The organism is Streptomyces roseirectus (assembly GCF_014489635.1).
In the GTDB taxonomy this organism is placed as follows: domain Bacteria; phylum Actinomycetota; class Actinomycetes; order Streptomycetales; family Streptomycetaceae; genus Streptomyces; species Streptomyces roseirectus.
The window spans coordinates 3,044,550-3,067,630 of the sequence record NZ_CP060828.1; the positions used below are offsets into that span (position 1 = coordinate 3,044,550).

Below are 23,081 nucleotides of genomic sequence, written 5' to 3' on the forward strand. Positions count from 1 at the left end.
GTCCCTTCCTTACGTCACTTGGCGGCGGAGTCTTCGCCGAGCAGCTTGCCGTCCGAGGTCTCGAACTGCTTCTTGAACTCCGCGACCGCGTCGGACATCGCCTGGATGGTGTCGTCCGACATCTTGCCGCCCTCCTTGATGGAGGTCATGAGGCCCTGCTCCTTGCGGTGCAGGTACTCCAGGAGCTCCTTCTCGAAGCGGCGGATGTCGGCGACCGGCACCTCGTCCATACGGCCGGTGGTACCGGTCCAGATGGAGACGACCTGGTCCTCGGTGGCCATCGGCTGGTACTGGGCCTGCTTCAGCAGCTCGACGAGGCGCGAACCACGCTCCAGCTGCGACTTCGACGCGGCGTCCAGGTCGGAACCGAAGGCGGCGAACGCCTCCAGCTCACGGAACTGGGCGAGGTCGACGCGGAGTCGGCCGGAGACCTGGCGGATCGCCTTGTGCTGCGCGGAACCACCGACTCGGGAGACGGAGATACCGACGTTCAGCGCGGGGCGCTGACCGGCGTTGAACAGGTCCGACTCCAGGAAGCACTGGCCGTCGGTGATGGAGATGACGTTGGTCGGGATGAACGCCGAGACGTCGTTGGCCTTGGTCTCGACGATCGGCAGACCGGTCATCGAGCCGGCGCCCAGCTCGTCGGAGAGCTTGGCGCAGCGCTCCAGGAGCCGGGAGTGCAGGTAGAAGACGTCGCCCGGGTACGCCTCGCGGCCCGGCGGGCGGCGCAGCAGGAGGGAGACGGCACGGTAGGCGTCGGCCTGCTTCGACAGGTCGTCGAAGACGATGAGGACGTGCTTGCCCTCGTACATCCACTGCTGGCCGATGGCGGAACCGGTGTACGGCGCGAGGTACTTGAAGCCGGCCGGGTCGGACGCGGGGGCGGCGACGATGGTCGTGTACTCCAGCGCGCCGGCCTCTTCGAGGGCGCCACGCACGGAGGCGATGGTCGAGCCCTTCTGGCCGATGGCGACGTACACGCAGCGGACCTGCTTGTTCGGGTCGCCGGTGCGCCAGTTGTCGCGCTGGTTGATGATCGTGTCGACGGCCAGGGCGGTCTTGCCGGTCTGGCGGTCGCCGATGATCAGCTGGCGCTGGCCGCGGCCGATCGGGGTCATGGTGTCGACGGCCTTGTAGCCGGTCTCCATCGGCTCGTGGACCGACTTACGGGCCATGACGCCGGGAGCCTGGAGCTCCAGGGCGCGGCGGCCGGACGTCTCGATCTCGCCGAGGCCGTCGATCGGGTTGCCGAGGGGGTCGACGACGCGGCCGAGGTAGCCCTCGCCGACCGCGACGGAAAGGACCTCACCGGTGCGCTGCACCGGCTGACCCTCCTCGATGCCGCTGAACTCACCGAGGACGATGGCGCCGATCTCGCGCTCTTCCAGGTTCAGCGCGAGGCCGAGAGTGCCGTCCTCGAACTTCAGCAGTTCGTTGGCCATGGCCGAGGGAAGACCCTCGACCTTCGCGATGCCGTCGCCGGCAAGGGTGACCGTACCGACCTCCTCGCGCGAGGCCGCGTCCGGCTGGTACGACTGGACGAAGTTCTCCAGCGCGTCCCGGATCTCCTCCGGCCGGATCGTGAGCTCCGCCATCTGGGTTCCCTGCTCTCCTTGTTGGGCCCGAAGTTTCACTTTGGGGGGATGTCTAGCACTCCGGACTCCCCCCTGAACGAGGTGAATCCTCTGCACGGCCCAACTCGGGCCGTATCTCTACGTCTTGTGTACTGCTTAGCTCGCCAGGCGGCGGGCGGCGTCCTCGATGCGGTCCGCGATGGAGCCGTTGATGACCTCGTCGCCGACCTGCACCCGGATCCCGCCCAGGACCTCGGGGTCCACGTCGAGGTTGAGGTGCATGGTGTGGCCGTAGAGCTTGCCGAGGGCGGCGCCGAGGCGCTGCTTCTGGACGTCGCTCAGCGGCACCGCCGAGGTGACCGTGGCCACCACCCGGTCGCGGCGGTCGGCGGCGAGCTTGGACAGGGCCTCAAGGCCCGATTCCAGGCTACGTCCACGCGGCGCGGTCACCAGGCGGGTCACCAGCCGTTCGGTGGCCGCGTCCGCACGGCCCGCGAGCAGGCTGCGCAGCAGCTCGCCCTTGGCCGAGGCGGTGGCCTTCCGATCGGTCAGCGCGGCGCGCAGCTCGGTGGAGGAGGAGACGATCCGTCCGAAGCGGAACAGCTCGTCCTCGACGCTGTCGAGCGTGCCGGCCTTCTGGGCGCTGGTGAGGTCGGCGATGTCCGCCAGCTCCTCCAGCGCGTCCACCAGGTCACGGGACCGGGACCAGCGGGCGCGGACGAGTCCGGCCACCAGGTCGGCGGCGGGGCCGCTGATCCGGTCACCGAGGACGCGCGCGGCGAGCTGGGCCTTGGCCTCGCCGGACTGCGCCGGGTCGGTCAGGACCCGACGCAGGCTGACCTCGCGGTCGAGCAGTGCGGTCACGGACGCCAGCTCACCGGCGAGCGCACCGGCGTCGACCGACGTGGCGTCGGTCAGCGCGTCCAGGCGCTCCCGTGCGGCGGCCAGGGCCTCGCGGCTGGCTCCGTTCATCGCGTGGCCTCGGCCTTCTCCTCAAGGTCGTCGAGGAAGCGGTCGATGACGCGGCTCTGCCGGGCGTGGTCCTCGAGGGACTCGCCGACGAGCTTGCCGGCCAGGTCGGTGGCGAGCTTGCCGACGTCCTGGCGCAGCGCGGAGGAGGCGGCCTTGCGGTCGGCCTCGATCTGCGCGTGACCGGCGGCGACGATCTCCTCGCGCTGCCGCTGGCCTTCCGCACGCATCTCGGCGATCAGCGTGGCGCCCTGCTCCTGCGCCTCCTGGCGCAGACGGGCGGCCTCGTGCCGGGCCTCGGCGAGCTGGGCCTTGTACTGCTCCAGGACGCTCTGGGCCTCCTGCTGCATGGCCTGCGCGTCTTCGATACCGCCCTCGATGGCCTCGCGACGCTCTTCCAGAACCTTGTTGATGTTCGGGAGGAGCTTCTTGGCGAGGAAGCCGAAGACGATGACGAAGGCGATGAGGCCGATGACGAGCTCGGGGATCGGCGGGATGAGGGGGTTTTCCGCCTCCTCAGCCGCCAACTGAACCAGGGGGCTCATATCAGTGCCTTTCGTCGAAAGGGGCGGTCCGACGGATCAGGTCAGGAGGCCGGGTAAACGAACGGCATGACCAGACCGATGAGGGCCAGCGCCTCACAGAAGGCGAAGCCGAGGATCTGGTTGGCGCGGATCAGACCGGCAGCTTCGGGCTGACGGGCGAGCGCCTGGGTGCCGTTACCGAAGATGATGCCGACGCCGACGCCGGGGCCGATCGCGGCGAGACCGTAACCGATGGAGCCGAGGTTGCCCTGGATCTTGACTTCGGCGAGGGTCTGGAGAGCGGACATGTCCGGTTCTTCCTTCTCTTTCAATGACCGGTGGGGGTTGGCCACCGGATGCAGGGGGGTTGGTCTGGCGGGCGTGTGCTCAGTGGTGCTCGGCGAGCGCGCCCTGGATGAAGGTGCAGGTCAGCAGGACGAACACGTACGCCTGGACCGCCTGGATGAAGAGCTCGAAGGCCGTCATCACGATGACCATCACGAACGACACGCCGGAGTAGGCGATACCGATGCCGTTGAGCATGTACCAGCTGGCGATCGTGAAGAGGAGCAGCAGCGTGTGGCCGGCGAACATGTTCGCGAAGAGCCGGACCGCGTGCGTGAAGGGGCGGACGATCAAGTTCGAGAGGAGCTCGATGGACATCGACAGCGGCAGGACCGCGCCGAGGGACTTGTCGTAGCCGCTGAAGTTCTTGAAGGCGCCGACGAAGCCGTGCCGCTTGAAGGTCAGCGAGACCCAGAGGACGTAGACGATCCCGGCGAGGATCGCGGGGTACGAGATGATCGCGGTGACCGGGAACTGGGCGACCGGGATGATCGACCACAGGTTCATGATCCAGATGAAGAAGAAGAGGGAGACGATGAGAGGTACGTACTTCTCGCCCTCCTTCTTGCCGATCGTCTCGTAGACGACGCCGCGCCGGATGAAGTCGTAACCGGCCTCGGCAACCATCTGCAGCTTGCCGGGGACGACCTTCGGCTTGGCGAAGGCGGCCCAGAAGAAGCCGACGACGATGATCGAGCCGAGGAGCGCCAGCAGCATCGTCTTGTTGAAGTACAGGTTGCTGTCCGCGTCGCCGAAGAGCGGCTGGAACAGGAACGAGTGCAGGCCCGGAGCGACCGTGTCGAAGCCACACCCGTCGAACAGGTGACAGCTCGTGTCGAAAGCGAGCGTCTGCGTCGGGTCAGCACTCACCGCGGGCTCCTTCGTCGTGGCGCATAGGTACGGCAACCTCGTTGTGTCGGCGCGGCACGGGGCCGCCGTTCGGCACGGGACTGGTGTTACGGATGTGGGGGCGGCTCAGGGGCATCTCGCCTCGCGATGGGACAGGCGTCAGCTCGAATGCCCGCGCCCGCGATGCCGCAGTTGGCACCGGACGATAGCAGGATCTGTCGTGCGTCCTTATCCCGCCCCTACCTCTCACGACGAGTGCCCCGATTTTTCGGGCTCGACGTAGAGGATCTTGGCCTTCATGTGGGCACGCGTCTGAGCCGCGATCCACGCGAGCGTGGCGACGACGAGCGTGATGGCGAAGGCCCGGGGGTTGAACAGGGTGGTGTTCTTGAACACGGCCATGAAGATGAAGAGCAGCAGGATCTGCGCCGCGTAGAGCATCAGTCCCATGGACTGGAAGAGATGCGGAAGCGTTTTGGCCGTGCGCTGGAGCACGTAGAGCCCGATCCCCATGAACAGGGTGACGACGACCGTCGCGACGACCGCACCGATGGCACCCTTGCCGCCCGCGACCACACCGCTCACGACGGCGGCGATCGCGCCGGCGGCGAGTGTGGGTACGGCGGCCTGGGCCAAGATCCGGACGTCGTTGGACGGCATGGCGGCAACTCCGCGTTTCAAGGGGGCAGGGGTGTCGTCATGGACGAGCGTAGTCCCGGTTCGAGGGGGGTGAGACCTCAGACCTTCGGACCGTCGTAGCGCGGTCCTTCGGCTCTGTCCGGGGTTCTCGTGAACCGTATCACAAACTATTTGATGAGGTCTTTACCTCGAAGGTGTGCCAGCTGTCACACATGAGAGTGAACGTGCGCGTCTGAGCGAAAACCGAGGGGGCTTGTCTGGTATTGCACCCTTCGCCCCCTCTAGCTTCCCCAATGAGTTGGCAATGCTCTAGTCAGATTCTTACCTTGAAGCTCCGGCGCCCCGGAACGTTCTCACCTTCGGGGGAACCGCGTACGACCCCCCACAGCGGTCGCCCCGTTGACGCCCGCCCCCGCCCCCACGGGCGTGCGCTCCTCGGTCTCCTGGGGTGCCGCCACCGGCGAGGCCGGCGCCGTCAGGGCCTTGCGGCGGCGGTAGCGCGGCGGGAGGAACGACTGGGCCCACCTCGGGGCGCGCGGGGTGAAGCGGGGCAGCAACAGCAGGACCAGGCCGACCGCGCTGAGCGCCGCGACGCCGAGGACGATCCACATCGACGCCGAGTTGACCGAGTACGCCAGCGCCCCGAACCCGATCAGCGCCGACCAGAAGTACATGATCAGCACCGCCCGGCTGTGCGAGTGGCCGACCTCCAGGAGCCGGTGGTGCAGATGACCCCGGTCCGCCGCGAACGGCGACTGCCCGCGCCAGGTGCGCCGCACGATCGCCAGGATCAGGTCCGCCGCCGGGATCGCGATGATGGTCAGCGGCATCAGCAGCGGGATGTAGACGGGCACCATCTGGTGGACGGCGTCGCGCTCGGAGCCGACGTACAGCTTCATCGCGTCCGGGTCGACCTGCCCCGTGATCGAGATCGCCCCGGCCGCCAGGATCAGCCCGATCAGCATCGACCCCGAGTCGCCCATGAAGATCCGCGCCGGGTGCATGTTGTGCGGCAGGAACCCGAGGCACATCCCCATCAGGATCGCCGAGAACAGCGTCGCCGGGGCGGCGGCCTCGATGCCGTACGAGTACCAGATCCGGTAGGCGTACATGAAGAACGCGGCGGCGGCGATGCACACCATGCCGGCCGCGAGCCCGTCCAGCCCGTCCACGAAGTTGACGGCGTTGATGGTGATGACGACCAGCGCGACCGTCAGCAGGGTCCCCTGCCACTGCGTCAACGCGACGGTTCCCACGAACGGGATCGGCAGCCACAGGATCGTCAGCCCCTGAACGACCATGACGCCCGCGGCGATCATCTGCGCGCCCAGCTTGATCAGCGCGTCGATCTCGAACTTGTCGTCGAGCACCCCGATCAGCCAGATCAGCGCGGCCCCCGACAGCAGCGCCCGGGGCTCGTTCGACTTCTCGAAGACCTCGTTGAGGTTGGTCAGGTGGTCCGCGACCAGCAGCCCCGCGCACAGCCCGAAGAACATCGCGATCCCACCGAGCCGCGGAGTCGGTTCCCGGTGCACGTCACGCGCCCGGATCTCCGGCATCGCCCCGGCCACGATCGCGAACTTCCGCACCGGCCCGGTCAGCAGATACGTCACCGCGGCCGTGATGCAGAGCGTCAGCAGGTATTCACGCACGGGCTTCCCCACAGGTCTCGCTGGCCATCTCAGCCCCACACCCTAGCGACGGGCGCATACGTGTGGAGACATCCGGGTAGCCACGATGGTTGCACGTCCGGCTGTGCGTCTTCCTGTACGGATGCCCCGCACGGCCCGTTCAGTCGGGATACGGCGGACAATCCCGGACCAGCTCCTCGACTTCCTCACGACCTCTCCTCGCCGTCACCTCACCCCTCATCACCCCCGCGAGCAGCACGGCGACCCGTGCCATCGCGGCCTCGTCCATCCCCTGCGTGGTCACCGCGGCCGTCCCGAGCCGCAGCCCGCGCCCGCCGGTGCCGGGCAGCACACAGCAGTCGAGAACCACTCCAACAGCCGCCAGCCGGCCCCGCGCGACCCTCGCGTCGACCCCCGCCGGCGCCGTGTCGACGACGATCAGATGCGTGTCCGTCCCCCCGGTCACCACCCGCAGCCCCTCCGCCGCGAGCCCCGCCGCCAGCACCCGCGCGTTGGCGACCACCTGGTGCGCGTACACCGCGAACCCGGGCGTCGCCGCCTCCCCGAAGGCGACCGCCTTGGCCGCCACGGTGTGCATCTGCGCCCCGCCCTGCGTGAACGGGAAAACAGCCCGGTCGACCCGTTCCGCCAGCTCCTCCCCGCACAGCACCATCCCGCCCCGCGGCCCCCGCAGCACCTTGTGCGTCGTCGCGCACACCACGTCCGCGTACGGCACCGGACTAGGCGCCGCACCCCCCGCCACGAGCCCGATCGGATGCGAGGCATCAGCGATCAAGTACGCCCCCACCTCATCGGCGACCTCCCGAAAGAACCCGTAGTCGAGATGACGCGGATAAGCGATCGACCCACACACGATCGCCTTGGGCCGCCGCGCCCGCGCCAACTCCCGCACAGCGTCGTAATCGACCAACCCACTCTCCGCGTCCACCCCGTACGACACGAACTCGAACCACCGCCCCGAGAAATTCGCCGGCGACCCATGCGTCAGATGCCCCCCGTCCGGCAACCCCAACGCCAACACCGTGTCCCCCGGCCTCAACAACGCCGCATACGCCGCCAACACCGCCGACGACCCCGAATGCGGCTGCACATTCGCATGCCCCGCCCCGAACAACCCCTTGGCCCGCTCCACAGCAACCCGCTCAGCGACATCAACAATCTCGCACCCCCCGTGATGCCGAGCCCCCGGATACCCCTCCGCGTACTTGTTGGCCAGCACCGACCCCAGCGCCGCCAACACCGCGGGCGAACAAAAATTCTCAGCCGCCACCAACTGAAGCCCGGAAGCCTGCCGCCGCCCCTCCCCGGCCAGCACCTCGGCCATCTCAGGGTCCTGTCGCAACAGAACCTCAGCCACCGGCAAGGACAAGGAGGAGACGCGCATAACAGGCTCCGGGCACTCGAAGCGGGCGTATCCCCAATGTAGGCCGCACAGCGGAAACCCACACGGCGGGAAAGCCGCGAACGGCGGGGAGCGGGGGCCGGGGGGTGCGGCGCAGCCCGTCGCTTACCCACACCGAAGGCACCGCGTCGGTCAAAAACCCTGGGGAGACAGGCCCGCGACGGGCTCGCCGCACCCCCCGGCCCCCCGACCCACCCCCTACATCCGCGCAGGCACCCCGGTAAGAGCGGTCACCACAGGATCGAGCGCCTGATGTATCTCGTCCCCGATGGACCGGAAGAACGGCAACGGCGCCCCGTACGGATCATGCACCTCGTCCGCCTCGGCGGTAGGCGCGAGAAGCCACCCCCGAAGCGCAGCGGCAGCCCGCACAAGCGCCCGAGCCCGCATGACGACCCCTTCGTCGAGGGGCGGCAGCGTGGCGGGGTCGATGGCCTTGACGAGCCGCGTGAACTCCTTGAGCGTGAAGGTCCGCAGCCCGGCGGAGTGCCCCATCGAGATGACCTGCGCCCGGTGATCCCGGGTGGCGGTCAGCACGAGGTCCGCCCGGATGACGTGCTCGTCCAGCAGCTCACGCCCGGTGAACCCGGAGAAGTCCGCCCCGAAGTCGGCGAGCACGGCCTCCGCGTTCGCCTCCATCGGCGCCCCTTCGTGCCCCCACGTCCCCGCGCTCTCGACGATCAGCCCGCCCCCGAGCAGCCCGAGCCGCTGCGCGACGAAGTGCCGGGTCAGCCGCTCGGTGATGGGCGAGCGGCACACGTTCCCGGTACTGACGTGCAGGATCCGAAAGCTGTCGCGCGGAAACCCGAACGTCGTCGTGATCTCGGCGGCCGACTCCACGCCGCCTATGCCGGGCATGGGGTGACCCCCCGCCCGGCGCCGACGACGTACCCGGGGCCCGTCAATTCGCCACCTCGAGATCGGGTACGACCTTCCGCAGCTCCTCCGCCGAGATCGCGCCCTCACGCAGCAGCACGGGCACCTCACGCGTGACGTCGACGATGGAGGAGGGCACGTTCCCGGGCGTGGGCCCGCCGTCGAGGTAGACGGAGACGGAGTCGCCGAGCATGCCCTGCGCCTCGTCACAGTTCTCCGGCGCGGGGTGCCCGGTCAGGTTCGCGGAGGACACGGCCATCGGCCCGACCTCGGTGAGCAGCTCGATGGCGACGGGGTGCAGGGGCATCCGGATGGCGACGGTGCCCCGCGTGTCACCGAGGTCCCACTGGAGCGACGGCTGGTGCTTGGCGACCAGCGTCAGCGCGCCCGGCCAGAACGCGTCGACGAGTTCCCAGGCCAGCTCGGAGAAGTCGGTGACGAGCCCGTGCAGGGTGTTGGGCGAGCCGATGAGGACGGGCGTGGGCATGTTGCGGCCCCGCCCCTTCGCGTCGAGGAGATCCGACACGGCCTCCGAGGAGAACGCGTCGGCGCCGATGCCGTACACCGTGTCCGTGGGCAGCACGACCAGCTCACCCCGGCGGACGGCGGACGCGGCCTCACGCAGACCGGTCGTACGGTCGGTCGCGTCGTTGGTGTCGTAGCGCCGTGCCATCTAGCAAGCCTCCAGCTCGAATGCGTCAGAAACAGTCATCACGGCAGGAACAGTCATCACGGCATCGCCCTGCGGGCCGTGGCGAACCTGGGCCGGTTGTTCAGGTCCGGATGATCCGCCGCGTCCGCCCAGCCGCGTTCCTCGGTGAAGATCCACGGCACCTGCCCGCCCTGCGTGTCCGCGTGCTCGACGACGACGACGCCACCGGGCCGCAGCAGCCGGTGCGCGGTGCGTTCCAGGCCCCGGATCAGCGTGAGGCCGTCCTCGCCGGAGAACAGGGCGAGCTCGGGGTCGTAGTCACGGGCCTCGGGGGCGACGTACTCCCACTCGGTGAGCGGGATGTACGGCGGGTTGGTGATGACGAGGTCGACCTGCCCGTCGAGGTCGGGGAACGCGTCGAGCGCGTTGCCCTGCCGCAGGTCCACCCGGGAGCCGGCCATGTTCTTGCGGGTCCACACGAGCGCGTCCTCGGACAGCTCCACGGCGTGCACCTTGGAGCGCGGGACCTCCTGCGCGAGGGCGAGGGCGATCGCGCCGGAGCCGGTGCACAGGTCGACGATGGTCGGCTCGACGACGTCCATCGCGCGCACGGCGTCTATCGCCCACCCGACGACCGACTCGGTCTCGGGGCGGGGCACGAACACCCCGGGCCCGACCTGGAGCTCCAGGTACCGGAAGTAGGCGCGCCCGGTGATGTGCTGCAGCGGCTCCCGCTGCTCGCGCCGGGCGATGGCCTCCCAGTAGCGGGCGTCGAAGTCGGAGTCCTTCACGGAGTGCAGTTCGCCGCGCTTGACCCCGTGCACGAACGCGGCCAGCTCCTCCGCGTCGGTGCGCGGCGAGGGCACGCCGGCGTCGGCCAGCCGCTGGGTGGCCTGGGCCACCTCGGCGAGCAGCAAGTTCACGCGAGTCCTCCGATGTTCGTCAGGGTCTTACGCGGCCGCGAGCTTCGCCGCCGAGTCCGCGTCGACGCACGCCTGGATCACCGCGTCGAGGTCGCCGTCCAGGACCTGGTCCAGGTTGTACGACTTGAAGCCGACGCGGTGGTCGGAGATGCGGTTCTCCGGGAAGTTGTACGTACGGATCTTCTCGGAGCGGTCGACGGTCCGCACCTGGCTGCGCCGGGCGTCCGCGGCCTCCCGCTCCGCCTCTTCCTGAGCCGCCGCGAGGAGCCTGGAGCGCAGGATACGCATCGCCTGCTCCTTGTTCTGCAACTGGCTCTTCTCGTTCTGGCAGGAGGCCACGACGCCGGTCGGGATGTGCGTGATGCGCACGGCGGAGTCGGTGGTGTTGACGGACTGCCCGCCGGGGCCCGAGGAGCGGTAGACGTCGATGCGCAGGTCGTTCGGGTTGATCTCGACGTCGACCTCCTCGGCCTCGGGCGTCACCAGCACGCCGGCCGCGGAGGTGTGGATACGGCCCTGCGACTCGGTGGCCGGCACGCGCTGCACGCGGTGCACACCGCCCTCGTACTTCAGCCGCGCCCACACGCCCTGTCCGGGCTCGGTGGCGCCGTTGCCGCCCTTGGTCTTCACCGCGACCTGGACGTCCTTGTAGCCGCCCAGCTCCGACTCGGTGGCGTCGATGATCTCGGTCTTCCAGCCGACGCGCTCCGCGTACCGCAGGTACATGCGCAGCAGGTCGCCGGCGAACAGCGCGGACTCGTCGCCGCCCGCGCCCGCCTTGATCTCCAGGATGACGTCCTTGTCGTCGGACGGGTCCCGGGGGACGAGCAGCAGGCGCAGCTTCTCGGTCAGCTCCTCGCGCTGCTTCTCCAGCTCCTTGACCTCGGCCGCGAAGTCGGGGTCGTCGGCGGCCAGCTCCTTCGCGGTGCCGATGTCGTCGCCCGTCTGCTTCCAGGAGCGGTACGTCGCGACGATCGGGGTCAGTTCGGCGTAGCGCTTGTTCAGCTTGCGCGCGTTCGCCTGGTCGGCGAAGACCGCCGGGTCGGCGAGCGTCTTCTCCAGATCGGCGTGTTCCGTGACCAGTTCCTCGACGGCCTCGAACATCTCGGTGCTCCTGTGTTTTACGACGGTGAAGTGGGCGGCGACCAAAAACGCCGGTCCCGGCATGTCCCTGGTCGGGGACACGGCCGTGGACCGGCGGAAAGGGGCTCGCTACTTCTTGGAGCCGGCGGCCTTGCCGAAGCGGGCCTCGAAGCGGGCCACGCGGCCACCGGTGTCGAGGATCTTCTGCTTGCCCGTGTAGAACGGGTGGCACTCGGAGCAGACGTCGGCACGGATGGCTCCGGACTCGATCGTGCTGCGAGTCGTGAACGACGCGCCGCAGGTGCAGCTGACCTGCGTCTCGACGTACGCGGGGTGGATGTCGCGCTTCAAGGTGTCTCCTAGAGGTACGGAGGGCACCGGGTCGCTTCCGCGGGATGCGAAGCGTGAACCGGGGCCGACGAACCAGTCTGCCAGGACTGGTGCCATACGCCCAAACCGGGGGTGGGGGTGAACTATTCCCGGTGGGCGACCGCGGGCACGTCGTGGCTTGTCGCGCAGTTCCCCGCGCCCCTGGAAAAGCCGGCCGCTACGAGGGAGTCACCACCCCATTGGCCTCCCCCGTCGCCGTGCCCTCGGTAGCCGTCCTGGGGATCGGCTGGTCGGTCTTGAGGGCTGTCCAGACCTGCTGGGCCTGGGTCTCGGCGATCACCACCCGGTTGGGGTTCGCGGGGTCGTACTGGACGGGCATGGTGACCATCGTCATGTCGGCGGAGCTGATGCCCTTGAGGCCACCCGCGAAGGACATGAGGGAGTTGACGGAGCCGAGGTCGGAGTCGGTCGTCACGGCTTTCGTCGCGGTGTCGGCGAGCCCGTACAGCTTGGTGGGGCTGGTGAAGAGCCCGATGGACTTGACCTGGTTGACGAGGGCCTTGACGAACGCCTGCTGGAGCTGGATCCGCCCGAGATCGGAACCGTCACCGACACCGTGCCGGGTACGGACGAGCCCGAGGGCCTGCTGCCCGTTCAGCGTGTGGGTGCCGGCGGCGAGATCGAGGTGACTGTCCTTGTCGTCGATGGCCTTGGTCGTCGTGATCCGCACGCCCCCCAGCTCGTCGATCAGCTTCTGGAACCCGGAGAAGTCGACTTCGAGGTAGTGGTCCATCCGCAGATTCGTGATCGCCTCGACCGTCTTGACCGCACACGCCGCCCCACCGGTGGTGTACGCGGAGTTGAACATCACCCCGCGCGCGGGATCGTGCACGACCCCGCCCGCGTCCGTGCAGGACGGCCGGTCGACGAGGGTGTCACGGGGTATGGAGACGACGCTCGCCTTCTTGTGCCCCTCGTAGACGTGGACGATCATCGCCGTGTCCGACCGCGCGCTGCCGTCGTCGGCCCCTCCGCCGAGCCGTTTGTTGGCCCCGGACCGCGAGTCCGACCCGAGGACGAGGATGTTCTCGGAGCCGTTGTCGACCTTGGCGGGCCGGTCCGTGCCGAGCGCCTGGTCGATGTCGACGCTCTTGATGTTGCCGTTGAGCTTGACGTACAGGTACCCCGCCCCGGTCCCGCCGAGGACGAGGATCCCGCCCGCCACCCAGGCCGCGACCAGCAGCCCGCGCCGCTTCTTCGGCCTGCGGTGACCCTTCCCCGTGCCCGGTATGCCGGGTGTGCTCTCGGCGGACATGCTTCCCTCGTCTCTGCGTCCCCGGTCTCATCGTCACTCCGCCAGGTCAGACGGGGAAACTCCGGACAGGGTTGCACAAGTCGCCAGAGCCGATCAAAAACACAGAAAAACGGTCACCCCCCGTGAACGAGGGATGACCGTTTCAGGCTGAGCCCGTGACGTCAGTCGCCGTTGCCGGACGTCGGCGTCGTCTTCTGGATCTGCATCAGGAACTCGGCGTTCGACTTCGTCTGCTTCATCTTGTCGAGCAGCAGCTCGATCGCCTGCTGCTGGTCGAGCGCGTGCAGCACCCGGCGCAGCTTCCAGACGATGGCCAGCTCCTCGCTGCCGAGCAGGATCTCCTCCTTGCGGGTACCGGACGCGTCGACGTCGACGGCCGGGAAGATCCGCTTGTCGGCGAGCTTCCGGTCGAGCTTGAGCTCCATGTTGCCGGTGCCCTTGAACTCCTCGAAGATCACCTCGTCCATCCGGGACCCGGTGTCGACGAGCGCCGTCGCGAGGATGGTCAGCGAGCCGCCGTCCTCGATGTTGCGCGCGGCGCCGAAGAAGCGCTTCGGGGGGTAGAGGGCCGTCGAGTCGACACCACCGGACAGGATGCGGCCGGAGGCCGGGGCGGCGAGGTTGTACGCGCGGCCCAGACGGGTGATCGAGTCGAGCAGGACGACGACGTCGTGGCCCAGCTCCACGAGCCGCTTGGCGCGCTCGATGGCGAGCTCGGCGACCGTGGTGTGGTCCTCGGCGGGCCGGTCGAAGGTCGAGGAGATGACCTCGCCCTTCACCGACCGCTGCATGTCGGTGACCTCTTCCGGACGCTCGTCGACGAGGACGACCATCAGGTGGCACTCGGGGTTGTTGTGCGTGATCGCGTTGGCGATGGCCTGCATGATCATGGTCTTGCCGGTCTTCGGCGGGGCCACGATCAGACCGCGCTGGCCCTTGCCGATCGGCGACACGAGGTCGATGATCCGCGTGGTCAGCACACCCGGGTCGGTCTCCAGGCGGAGCCGGTCCTGCGGGTACAGCGGGGTCAGCTTGTTGAACTCCGGGCGGCCGCGGCCGTGTTCGGGCGCCATGCCGTTGGTGGAGTCGAGCCGCACGAGCGCGTTGAACTTCTCGCGCCGCTCGCCTTCCTTGGGCTGGCGGACCGCGCCGGTGACGTGGTCACCCTTGCGCAGGCCGTTCTTGCGGACCTGGGCGAGGGAGACGTACACGTCGTTCGGACCGGGCAGGTAGCCCGAGGTCCGGATGAACGCGTAGTTGTCGAGGATGTCGAGGATGCCCGCGACGGGGATCAGGACGTCGTCGTCGGCGAGCTGCGGCTCGGGGGAGCCCAGTTCGTCACGGCCACGGCGGCCACGGCGGTCCCGGTAGCGGCCACGGCGGCCACGGCGGCCGTCGCCGAACTCGTCGTCCTCGTCACGCGGGCCGTTGTCGCGCTGCTGGCGGTCCTGGCGGCCGCCCTGCTGCTCCTGGCGGTCCTGGCGCTGCTGGCGGCCCTGGCCCTGCTGGTCGTCGCTCTTGCCGCGACGGTCACCGCGCTCGCCGCGCTCACCGCGGTCGCGGTCCCGGCCGCGCTCGCGGCGGCCCTGACGGCGGCCCTCGCCCTCGCCCGCGTCGGCCTGCGGCTGCGCGGTCTGGACGGCCTGCTCGGCCTTGGGCTCGGTCTTCGCCTCGGCGGCGACCGTCTCGACGACGGTGGCGGCGGGGGCGCCGGCCTCGGCGGTGGCGCGGCGGCGGCCACGGCGCTCGACGGGGGCGTCACCGGCCGGCTGGCCGGGGATCTCGATCTGCTGCTGGGCCGTGGCCTGTTCGGCGGCGGCCGGCGCCTCGGCCTTGGGGGCCTCGTCGGCGGTGCGGGCGCGCGAGGTGGCGCGGCGCTTGGGCTTGGTCTCGGCGGCCTCCGCCTGCGGGGCGGCACCGCCCCCGGCCTGCGCCTCCTTGATGACCTCGATCAGCTGGCTCTTGCGCATACGCGCGGTGCCCCTGATGCCGAGGCCGGATGCGACCTGCTGCAGCTCGGCCAGCACCATGCCCTCGAGGCCGGTACCGCGGCGCCGCCGGGAGCCGGCACCGGCGGCAGGCGCGGAGGCGTCCGTGGCGGGCGCGGCAGCGGTCTCCTCGACACGTGCGCCCATCAGATCGGTGGTGTCGCTCACGAAGGGTCCTTCCCTGGAGCGGACGTCGGCCTGTCTGGCTCGGCGACCGGTTGTGCTGTCCGGTTCCTGTCCCTTTGGTGTGGACGGACCCGGGGCGGTAATCCGCCTGTGCGGCGGATGAGATTTCTGGTGATGGCGCTCCCCCGACCACCCGTGGCACCCGGTGTCAGTGTCACGTGGCGGAATCGCACCGGTTCCGGAGCGTGCCCCGTGGGCCACTCAGCGTCGGCGTACAGCGCAGTGCCCAGATGCGTCGTACGGAACGCGGTGCGGCTTGGGGAGCTCCCGGAAGAATGTCTGTCCCGGACGGGGACGTGAAGCACCTCGCCATGGTGGGGTCGGGTGCAGACTTGAGGTTAACACTACCGGATCCAACAAACATTCCCCCTCTCGAAATCCGGCGTCGATTCACGCGCTGCCTTACGCGTGGAGGTCGCCGGCGGGCGCGAGCGGCAGGACGCTCGCCCCCTGAAGGTCCAGGTCCAGCCGGTTGGCGGCCCAGTCCACGCCGGCCGACGCCTCGACCTTGTCGGCCGATTCCGCGTCGGCGAGCGCCATCACGGTGGGTCCGGCGCCGGAGATCACCGCGGGGATCCCGTCGGCGCGCAGCCGTTCCACGAGGGCCGCGCTCTCCGGCATGGCGGGGGCGCGGTACTCCTGGTGCAGCCGGTCCTCGGTGGCGGGCAGCAGCAGCTCGGGGCGCCGGGTCAGGGCCTCGACGAGCAGGGCGGCACGGCCCGCGTTGGCGGCGGCGTCGACGTGCGGGACGGTGCGCGGGAGCAGGCCGCGCGCGGTCTCGGTGAGGACCGGCTTCCCGGGCACGAAAACCACCGGAACGATGGAATCGGCGGGCTTCATCCTGATCGCGCGGGCGGCGCCGCCGTCCATCCAGGAGAGCGTGAAGCCGCCGAGCAGGCAGGCCGCGACGTTGTCGGGGTGGCCCTCGATCTCGGTGGCGAGTTCGAGGAGCGCGGCCGTGTCGAGCCGGGATTCGCCGCCTATGGTGACGGCGCGCGCGGCGACGATGCCGGCGCAGATCGCGGCGGACGAGGAGCCGAGGCCGCGGCCGTGCGGGATGCGGTTGGCGCAGACGATCTCCAGGCCGCGCGGCTGTCCGCCCAGGGCGTCGAAGGCGGTGCGCATCGCCCGTACGAGGAGGTGGCTCTCGTCGCGCGGGAGGGTTTCGCTGCCCTCGCCGGCGATGTCGATGTGCAGCCCGGAGTCGGCGACCCGGACGACGACGTCGTCGTAGAGCCCCAGCGCGAGGCCGAAGGCGTCGAAGCCCGGCCCGAGGTTGGCGCTGGTGGCGGGGACGCGCACCCGGACGGCGGCGGCGCGGAAGGCTGGACCGGCCATCGCTCGATGAACTCCTTGAGCTGCGGAACTGTCGAATGACATTCGATGACTGACGTACGTGAGACCCCCCGGGGCTGCGGCGACGGCGCGGCAGCCCGGCATCTGCGGTGCATATGCAGCAGGCGGGTTCGAGACAGCTTATCGAAGGAAGGTTCTGTGGCGACATAGGGCGCACAGGAGGCGCACGATGCGTGTCGTAAGCCCCCTGTGCACCCCTGATGGGGTTGTCCCTAGGCGAGACCCAGCTTCTCCGCCGCCGCCACCGCGTCGACCGGGACCGTGACCGGCTGCGGTGCTCCGGCGACCGCCCAGTCCGGGTCCTTGAGGCCGTTGCCGGTGACGGTGCAGACGATGCGCTGGCCGGGGTCGACCTTGCCCTGCTCGGCCGCCTTCAGGAGACCTGCGACGGACGCGGCGGAGGCGGGCTCGACGAAGACGCCCTCCTGTGCGGCCAACAGCCGGTAGGCGCGCAGGATCTCACGGTCCGTCACCTCGTCGATGAACCCGCCGGACTCGTCGCGCGCGGCGATCGCGTGGTCCCAGGAGGCCGGGTTGCCGATGCGGATGGCCGTCGCGATGGTCGACGGGTCCTTGACGACCTCGCCGCGCACCAGCGGCGCGGAGCCGGACGCCTGGAAGCCCCACATGCGGGGCGTCCGCGCGGCGATGCCGTCGGCGGCGTACTCCTGGTAGCCCTTCCAGTAGGCGGTGATGTTGCCCGCGTTGCCGACCGGGAGGACGTGGATGTCGGGGGCGTCGCCGAGCATGTCGACGATCTCGAAGGCGGCCGTCTTCTGGCCCTCGATACGCACCGGGTTGACCGAATTGACCAGCGCGACGGGGTAGTTGTCGCTCAGGCCGCGGGCGAGCGTGAGGCAGTCGTCGAAGTTGCCGTCGACCTGGAGGATCTTCGCGCCGTGCACGAGGGCCTGGCCCATCTTGCCGAGCGCGATCTTGCCGCGCGGCACGAGGACGGCGCAGACCATCCCGGCGCGCACGGCGTAGGCGGCGGCGGAGGCGGAGGTGTTGCCGGTGGAGGCGCAGATGACGGCCTGCGCGCCCTCCTCCTTGGCCTTGGAGATGGCCATGGTCATGCCGCGGTCCTTGAAGGACCCGGTCGGGTTCGCGCCCTCGACCTTGAGGTGGACCTCGCAGCCGGTGCGCTCGGAGAGCACCTGCGCGGGAACGAGGGGCGTGCCGCCCTCGCGGAGCGTCACGACCGGCGTGCTGTCGGAGACGGGCAGCCGGTCCCGGTACTCCTCGATGATTCCGCGCCACTGGTGGGTCATTGCTGGTTACTCTCCTTCAACCCGCATGATGCTGGCGACACCGCGGACGGTGTCGAGCTTGCGCAGCGCCTCGACGGTCCCGGAAAGGGCGGCGTCGGACGCGCGATGGGTGACGACGACGAGGGATGCCTCCCCGTCCTTGCCCTGCTGGCGCACGGTATCGATAGAAACCCCGTGCTCGGCGAACACCGTGGCAACCTGGGCGAGAACACCCGGTTTGTCCGCCACGTCGAGGCTGATGTGGTACCGCGTCACGACATCGCCCATCGGCGACACCGGCAGGGCCGCGTACGCCGACTCGCCGGGCCCCGTCGCCCCGCTGAGCCGGTTGCGGCACACGGCGACGAGGTCGCCGAGCACGGCCGAGGCGGTGGGCGCGCCGCCCGCGCCGGGGCCGTAGAACATGAGCTGGCCGGCCGCGTCGGACTCGACGAAGACGGCGTTGTAGGCGCCGCGCACGGAGGCGAGCGGGTGGCTGAGCGGGATCATCGCGGGGTGGACGCGCGCGGTGACCGAACCGCCGTCCGCGGCGCGCTCGCAGATCGCGAGCAGCTTGATCGTGCAGCCCATGTTCTTCGCCGACGCGAAGTCCGCGGCCGTCACCTCGGACATGCCCTCGCGGTAGACGTCGTCGAGGCGCACGCGGGTGTGGAAGGCGATGCCGGCGAGGATCGCGGCCTTGGCGGCGGCGTCGAAGCCCTCGACGTCGGCGGTCGGGTCGGCCTCGGCGTAGCCGAGGGCGGTGGCCTCGTCGAGCGCTTCCTGGTAGCCGGCGCCGGTCGAGTCCATCTTGTCGAGGATGAAGTTCGTCGTGCCGTTGACGATCCCGAGCACGCGGTTGACCTTGTCGCCGGCCAGCGACTCGCGCAGCGGGCGGATCAGGGGGATCGCGCCGGCGACGGCGGCCTCGTAGTAGAGGTCCCGGCCGTGCTCGTGCGCCGCCGCGTGCAGCGCCGCGCCGTCCTGCGCGAGCAGCGCCTTGTTCGCGGAGACGACGGAGGCGCCGTGCTCGAACGCGGTGGTGATCAGCGTGCGGGCGGGCTCGATACCGCCGATGACCTCGACGACGACGTCGATGTCCCCGCGTTTGACCAGCGCGGTCGCGTCGGTGGTGACGAGGCTCGGGTCGATGCCGTCGCGGACCCTGCTCGGGCGGCGGACGGCGACGCCGGCCAGTTCGACCGGGGCGCCGATCCTCGCGGCGAGGTCGTCGGCGTGCGTCGTCATGATGCGCGCCACCTCTGAGCCGACAACCCCACAGCCCAGCAGCGCCACCTTCAGCGGACGCGTACGCATCATCCGACCTCGTTTCCTCATACGGTCTACGGTTTGACCAGTCTCACCCACCGGACCGCGGTTTCTGCCCCGAGGTCCGGATCGTGAGACGTTTATTTCATTTGCGCGGGGGTCGGGTACAGGAAATCCTCCGGTCAGCCGACGTCGAGCCGGAGCAGGTCCTCCTCGGTCTCCCGGCGCACGATCAGCCGCGCCTCGCCGTCGCGCACGGCGACCACCGGGGGCCTCGGGACGTGGTTGTAGTTGCTCGCCATCGACCGGCAGTAGGCGCCCGTCGCGGGGACACCGAGGAGGTCACCCGGTGCCAGGTCGGCCGGCAGGAACGCGTCCCTGACCACGATGTCCCCGCTCTCACAGTGCTTGCCGACCACGCGGCAGAGCATCGGCTCGGCGTCGGAGGTGCGCGAGACGAGGGAAACGCTGTACTCGGCGTCGTACAGCGCGGTGCGGATGTTGTCCGACATGCCGCCGTCGACGGAGACGTAGGTGCGCAGGCCCTCCAGGGGCTTGAGCGTGCCGACCTCGTACAGCGTGAACGCGGTCGGGCCGACGATCGCGCGGCCCGGCTCGACGGAGATGCGCGGGGTGCGCAGCCGGGCGGCCTCGCACTCGCGGGTGACGATCTCGTTCAGCGCCTTCGCGATCTCGTGGGGCTCGCGGGGGTCGTCGTCGCTGGTGTAGGCGATGCCGAGGCCGCCGCCGAGGTCGATCTCGGGGAGTTCGACGCCGTGCTCGTCGCGGATGCTCTTCAGCAGGCCGACGACCCGGCGGGCGGCGACCTCGAAGCCGGACATGTCGAAGATCTGCGAGCCGATGTGGGAGTGGACGCCGATCAGTTCCAGGCTGTCGAGCTGGAGCGCGCGGCGGACGGCCTCGGCGGCCTGGCCGCCGGCCAGCGGGATGCCGAACTTCTGGTCCTCGTGGGCCGTCGCGATGAACTCGTGCGTGTGGGCCTCGACGCCGACCGTGATCCTGATCTGCACCTTCTGGCGCGTGCCGAGTTCGCGCGCGATGTGGGCGACGCGGACGATCTCCTGGAAGGAGTCCAGCACGATCCGGCCGACGCCGGCCTCGATCGCCCTGCGGATCTCCCGCGGGGACTTGTTGTTGCCGTGCAGGGCGATGCGGTCGGCGGGCATGCCGGCGGAGAGGGCGGTGGCCAGCTCACCGCCGGAGCAGACGTCGAGGTTCAGGCCCTCCTCGTGCAGCCAGCGCACGACCGCCCTCGACAGGAACGCCTTGCCGGCGTAGAAGACGTCCGCGTCGGGGCCGAACGCCGTGCGCCAGGCGCGGGCGCGGGCGCGGAAGTCGGTCTCGTCCATGACGTACACCGGGGTGCCGAACTCCTCGGCGATGCGGGTCGCCGGGATGCCGCCGACGGTCAGCGTGCCCGTCTCGTCCCTGGTGACCGTCTCGGACCACACCTTCTTGTCCAGGACGTTCAGGTCGGCGGGCGGGGCGCTGTAGTGGCCCTCCGGCAGGACATCGGCGTGACGGGGCCCGGCGGGGTGTGCGGAACGGCTCATGTCTCTTCGGGGCTTTCTAGAGGTGTTCTGGTGCGTCGATGCCGAGCAGGGTCAGGCCACCGGCCAGCACCGCCCCGGCGGCTTCGGCGAGCGCGAGCCGGGTGCGGTGGGTGGCCTCGGGTTTCTCCTCCCCTGTCGGGAGGGTGTACGGGAGGAGGGGGAGGAGGGTGTCCGCGATCGCCAGGAGGTGGTGGGTGAGGCGGTGGGGGGTGTGGTGGGTGGCGGTGGTGGTGAGGATGCGGGGGTGGTCGGCGAGGAGGGTTTCGAGGGGGTGGGGGGTTGGGGGGGTGGGGGTGCCGGGAGGGCCGGCGGGGTGGGCTTCGGCGCCGGGGGCGCTGGCTGCGAGGGGGGTGGCGAGCGCGGCCTCGGGGGCGCTGGCGGCGAGCGGGGCCCCGGGGATGGAGGTGGCGGGGGCGCCAGGGCGCGGGCCTTCGACGCCGGGGGCCTTGGGGGCGAGGGGGGCGGCGAGCGGGGACCCGAGGGCGGAGGTGGCGAGGGCGCCGGGGGGCGGGCCTTCGACGCCGGGGGCGTGGGTAGCGAGGGGGGCGGCGAGCGGGGCCTCGGGGGCGGGAGTCGCGGGGACGCCGGGGGGCGGGCCTTCGACGCCGGGGGGCCGTGGGTCGGGGTGGGCCGGGGACGACGTGAAGCCCAGGGCCGCCGCGTTGCGGGTCAGGGCTCGGGTGCGGGCGTGGGCGTAGCGGACGCGGAAGAGGGGGTTCGTCTCGCGTTGGGCCAGGTGGTCGGGGGTGAGGCGGGGGTGGTCGTGGAGGGCCGGGTGGAGGAGGGCCCAGCGGGTGGCGTCACGGCCGAGGTCCAGGTGCGGGAGCGGCGCGGGGACCGGGCGGACGTTCACCTCGCCGACTGCTCCGTACTCGTCGATCTCCACGCCGAGGGACGTCCACTCGGGGGCGGGGCGGGACTCGCACGACGTGCGGACCCGGGCACCCTGGGAACGCAGGACGCGGGCGAGGGCGTCCATCACGACGACCGCGCGGAGTTCGTGGGGGGCGTGGAGGTGGACCGTCTCGCCGGTGGGGGCGTCCGCGTGGCCGTACCGGGGGCCCGTCCGCAGGATCTCCGCGACCGGGGAGGTGTCCGCGAGGGTGATGTTCAGGAATCCGGGGGGCGTGACGGCGACGTCCCTGACGCCGGGCGCCTGTGCGAGGTGCGTGCGCAGGATCTCGGCCACGCTCATCGGGGGGCGGCCCGCGGGGCGCGCGAGCTTCAGGGCGATGGGCGTCGCGTAGTCCCCCACGCCGCCCGGCCCCGGCGGCGTCACCACCGCCCTCGCCGGGACCTCCACCCTCAGCTCACCACCGTCGACCGCACGCCGGACGGCGCGCAGGACGGTGCGGGAGAGCTCGGCGGGGGTCACGGGGCAAGCGTAGGGGAGGAGGGGGGTGGGGAGGCGAGTCGGAATACGCGGGGTTCCGGGATGTGGACAGGTGGGGCGGGTGAGAGGGGGGCGGAGCTGGGGAAGTGGGGCGGGTAAGAAGGGGGTCGGAGCTGGGGAGGTGAGGCGGGGGGAAGGGGGCCGGAGCTGGGGGTGAGGCTGCGATGGGGACGCCGGGCGGCCTGTGCTCTGGGCTCACGGGGGGGGGCGAGGTGTGCTCCGGGCTCGCGGAGGCGGGGATGTGCTCGACGCCGGTCGGCCGGTCGGCTGGTGGGCCGGGGCTCGCGGGGTGTGGTCTCCTGAGCGCCGGGCGCGCTGTGCCCTGCTGCTCTTGGCGTTCAGCTTCCGCTCTGGGCCGTGCGTTTCTCGTCCTGTTCCTCTTCCTCGCCGGTGCCGCTCGTGGCGGGCGGGGGCGGGGGGACGTCGTCGCGTTGCCGTCGGCCCTGTCGCACCAGCCTGCGGACGACGTCGACCAGCTCGACGGGCTCGAACGGCTTGGGCACGAACGCGTCGACGCCGGCGTCGAGCCCGGCCTCGACCTCGTACGGGGTGCACGCGCTGACGATCGCCAGCGGCAGCTCCCGCGTCCGCGGATCCGCACGGAGCTGCGCGGCCGTCCGGAAGCCGTCGAGACGGGGCATCACGACGTCGAGGGTGATCGCGTCGGGCCGTACCTCATGCACGACTTCCAGACACTCGGCACCGTCGCACGCGGTCACGACCTCGAAACCCTCAAGTTCGAGATTGACCCTGATCAGCTGCCGGATGACCTTGTTGTCGTCCACAACAAGCACCCGCCCCGACGCGCCTGGCACACCTCGAGAGTAGGTCCGCACCGGCCACCGCGTCCGGCTTTTCCCCACTTCCACCCCCTACGTGCGACCCCCGCCCCTCAAACCCGTTCGGGACCACCCCAACCGAGCTGGTAG

At 70.3% G+C, this 23,081-nt stretch carries 21 protein-coding genes; all 21 read right to left on the bottom strand.

The genetic code is table 11. The annotated features are described in order from the left end of the window. Window positions 1-14: 14 nt before the first annotated feature. Window positions 15-1,598, bottom strand: a complete 1,584-nt coding sequence (atpA, locus tag IAG44_RS12425) for a F0F1 ATP synthase subunit alpha (RefSeq protein ID WP_187747195.1) — start codon at window positions 1,596-1,598, stop codon at window positions 15-17. A gap of 135 nt (window positions 1,599-1,733) precedes the next feature. After that, window positions 1,734-2,549, bottom strand: coding sequence for a F0F1 ATP synthase subunit delta (locus IAG44_RS12430; RefSeq protein WP_187747196.1), 816 nt, complete (start codon window positions 2,547-2,549; stop codon window positions 1,734-1,736). Continuing rightward, window positions 2,546-3,091 (bottom strand): F0F1 ATP synthase subunit B, encoded by a 546-nt coding sequence (locus tag IAG44_RS12435; protein WP_187747197.1) that lies wholly within the window; start codon window positions 3,089-3,091, stop codon window positions 2,546-2,548. The genes IAG44_RS12430 and IAG44_RS12435 overlap by 4 nt, the downstream gene beginning before the upstream one ends. A gap of 41 nt (window positions 3,092-3,132) precedes the next feature. Further along, entirely contained in the window at window positions 3,133-3,378 is a 246-nt protein-coding gene (locus tag IAG44_RS12440; protein WP_055720591.1) for an ATP synthase subunit c family protein, read from the bottom strand. 79 nt (window positions 3,379-3,457) lie between these two features. After that, window positions 3,458-4,285, bottom strand: a complete 828-nt coding sequence (gene atpB, locus IAG44_RS12445; RefSeq protein ID WP_187747198.1) for a F0F1 ATP synthase subunit A — start codon at window positions 4,283-4,285, stop codon at window positions 3,458-3,460. Window positions 4,286-4,510: 225 nt separating this feature from the next. Then, entirely contained in the window at window positions 4,511-4,924 is a 414-nt protein-coding gene (locus IAG44_RS12450) for a Cg1360 family ATP-synthase-associated protein (RefSeq protein WP_187747199.1), read from the bottom strand. Between the two features lie 332 nt (window positions 4,925-5,256). Further along, complete coding sequence (locus tag IAG44_RS12455; protein WP_187747200.1) at window positions 5,257-6,555, bottom strand: MraY family glycosyltransferase; 1,299 nt, start codon at window positions 6,553-6,555, stop codon at window positions 5,257-5,259. A 139-nt stretch (window positions 6,556-6,694) separates the two neighbouring features. Next, window positions 6,695-7,939 carry a serine hydroxymethyltransferase gene (locus tag IAG44_RS12460; RefSeq protein ID WP_187747201.1) on the bottom strand — a complete coding sequence of 415 codons (1,245 nt, stop codon included), beginning with the start codon at window positions 7,937-7,939 and terminating at the stop codon, window positions 6,695-6,697. Between the two features lie 216 nt (window positions 7,940-8,155). Continuing rightward, window positions 8,156-8,815, bottom strand: coding sequence for an arsenate reductase/protein-tyrosine-phosphatase family protein (locus IAG44_RS12465; protein WP_187747202.1), 660 nt, complete (start codon window positions 8,813-8,815; stop codon window positions 8,156-8,158). Between the two features lie 43 nt (window positions 8,816-8,858). After that, window positions 8,859-9,506 carry an L-threonylcarbamoyladenylate synthase gene (locus IAG44_RS12470; protein ID WP_187747203.1) on the bottom strand — a complete coding sequence of 216 codons (648 nt, stop codon included), beginning with the start codon at window positions 9,504-9,506 and terminating at the stop codon, window positions 8,859-8,861. 56 nt (window positions 9,507-9,562) lie between these two features. Next, window positions 9,563-10,408, bottom strand: a complete 846-nt coding sequence (gene prmC, locus IAG44_RS12475; RefSeq protein ID WP_187747204.1) for a peptide chain release factor N(5)-glutamine methyltransferase — start codon at window positions 10,406-10,408, stop codon at window positions 9,563-9,565. Window positions 10,409-10,435: 27 nt separating this feature from the next. Further along, a complete protein-coding gene (gene prfA, locus IAG44_RS12480; RefSeq protein WP_187747205.1) occupies window positions 10,436-11,512 on the bottom strand; it encodes a peptide chain release factor 1 in 1,077 nt (358 codons plus the stop codon). A gap of 108 nt (window positions 11,513-11,620) precedes the next feature. Continuing rightward, a complete protein-coding gene (gene rpmE, locus IAG44_RS12485) occupies window positions 11,621-11,842 on the bottom strand; it encodes a 50S ribosomal protein L31 (RefSeq protein ID WP_010040182.1) in 222 nt (73 codons plus the stop codon). 196 nt (window positions 11,843-12,038) lie between these two features. After that, window positions 12,039-13,136 carry an LCP family protein gene (locus tag IAG44_RS12490; RefSeq protein WP_187747206.1) on the bottom strand — a complete coding sequence of 366 codons (1,098 nt, stop codon included), beginning with the start codon at window positions 13,134-13,136 and terminating at the stop codon, window positions 12,039-12,041. A gap of 161 nt (window positions 13,137-13,297) precedes the next feature. Continuing rightward, window positions 13,298-15,292, bottom strand: a complete 1,995-nt coding sequence (gene rho, locus IAG44_RS12495; protein WP_187747207.1) for a transcription termination factor Rho — start codon at window positions 15,290-15,292, stop codon at window positions 13,298-13,300. A 420-nt stretch (window positions 15,293-15,712) separates the two neighbouring features. Then, window positions 15,713-16,648, bottom strand: a complete 936-nt coding sequence (gene thrB / locus IAG44_RS12500; RefSeq protein WP_187747208.1) for a homoserine kinase — start codon at window positions 16,646-16,648, stop codon at window positions 15,713-15,715. A 230-nt stretch (window positions 16,649-16,878) separates the two neighbouring features. Further along, on the bottom strand, window positions 16,879-17,937 hold the full coding sequence (thrC, locus tag IAG44_RS12505; protein ID WP_187747209.1) for a threonine synthase: 1,059 nt from the start codon (window positions 17,935-17,937) through the stop codon (window positions 16,879-16,881). Between the two features lie 6 nt (window positions 17,938-17,943). Further along, window positions 17,944-19,236 carry a homoserine dehydrogenase gene (locus IAG44_RS12510; protein ID WP_187752642.1) on the bottom strand — a complete coding sequence of 431 codons (1,293 nt, stop codon included), beginning with the start codon at window positions 19,234-19,236 and terminating at the stop codon, window positions 17,944-17,946. Window positions 19,237-19,367: 131 nt separating this feature from the next. Next, window positions 19,368-20,759, bottom strand: coding sequence for a diaminopimelate decarboxylase (lysA, locus tag IAG44_RS12515; RefSeq protein ID WP_187747210.1), 1,392 nt, complete (start codon window positions 20,757-20,759; stop codon window positions 19,368-19,370). 16 nt (window positions 20,760-20,775) lie between these two features. Continuing rightward, entirely contained in the window at window positions 20,776-22,134 is a 1,359-nt protein-coding gene (gene nrtL, locus IAG44_RS12520) for an ArgS-related anticodon-binding protein NrtL (protein ID WP_187747211.1), read from the bottom strand. Between the two features lie 356 nt (window positions 22,135-22,490). Continuing rightward, a complete protein-coding gene (locus tag IAG44_RS12525) occupies window positions 22,491-22,967 on the bottom strand; it encodes a response regulator (protein WP_246561665.1) in 477 nt (158 codons plus the stop codon). Between the last annotated feature and the right edge of the window lie 114 nt (window positions 22,968-23,081).

Excerpts from the sequence above, each read along its gene's own strand:
- atpA (WP_187747195.1), bottom strand. The coding sequence starts at position 1,598 with ATGGCGGAGCTCACGATCCGGCCGGAGGAGATCCGGGACGCGCTGGAG.
- IAG44_RS12430 (WP_187747196.1), bottom strand. The coding sequence starts at position 2,549 with ATGAACGGAGCCAGCCGCGAGGCCCTGGCCGCCGCACGGGAGCGCCTG.
- IAG44_RS12435 (WP_187747197.1), bottom strand. The coding sequence starts at position 3,091 with ATGAGCCCCCTGGTTCAGTTGGCGGCTGAGGAGGCGGAAAACCCCCTC.
- IAG44_RS12440 (WP_055720591.1), bottom strand. The coding sequence starts at position 3,378 with ATGTCCGCTCTCCAGACCCTCGCCGAAGTCAAGATCCAGGGCAACCTC.
- IAG44_RS12450 (WP_187747199.1), bottom strand. The coding sequence starts at position 4,924 with ATGCCGTCCAACGACGTCCGGATCTTGGCCCAGGCCGCCGTACCCACA.
- IAG44_RS12460 (WP_187747201.1), bottom strand. The coding sequence starts at position 7,939 with ATGCGCGTCTCCTCCTTGTCCTTGCCGGTGGCTGAGGTTCTGTTGCGA.
- IAG44_RS12465 (WP_187747202.1), bottom strand. The coding sequence starts at position 8,815 with ATGCCCGGCATAGGCGGCGTGGAGTCGGCCGCCGAGATCACGACGACG.
- IAG44_RS12470 (WP_187747203.1), bottom strand. The coding sequence starts at position 9,506 with ATGGCACGGCGCTACGACACCAACGACGCGACCGACCGTACGACCGGT.
- prfA (WP_187747205.1), bottom strand. The coding sequence starts at position 11,512 with ATGTTCGAGGCCGTCGAGGAACTGGTCACGGAACACGCCGATCTGGAG.
- IAG44_RS12490 (WP_187747206.1), bottom strand. The coding sequence starts at position 13,136 with ATGTCCGCCGAGAGCACACCCGGCATACCGGGCACGGGGAAGGGTCAC.
- thrB (WP_187747208.1), bottom strand. The coding sequence starts at position 16,648 with ATGGCCGGTCCAGCCTTCCGCGCCGCCGCCGTCCGGGTGCGCGTCCCC.
- thrC (WP_187747209.1), bottom strand. The coding sequence starts at position 17,937 with ATGACCCACCAGTGGCGCGGAATCATCGAGGAGTACCGGGACCGGCTG.
- IAG44_RS12510 (WP_187752642.1), bottom strand. The coding sequence starts at position 19,236 with ATGATGCGTACGCGTCCGCTGAAGGTGGCGCTGCTGGGCTGTGGGGTT.
- lysA (WP_187747210.1), bottom strand. The coding sequence starts at position 20,759 with ATGAGCCGTTCCGCACACCCCGCCGGGCCCCGTCACGCCGATGTCCTG.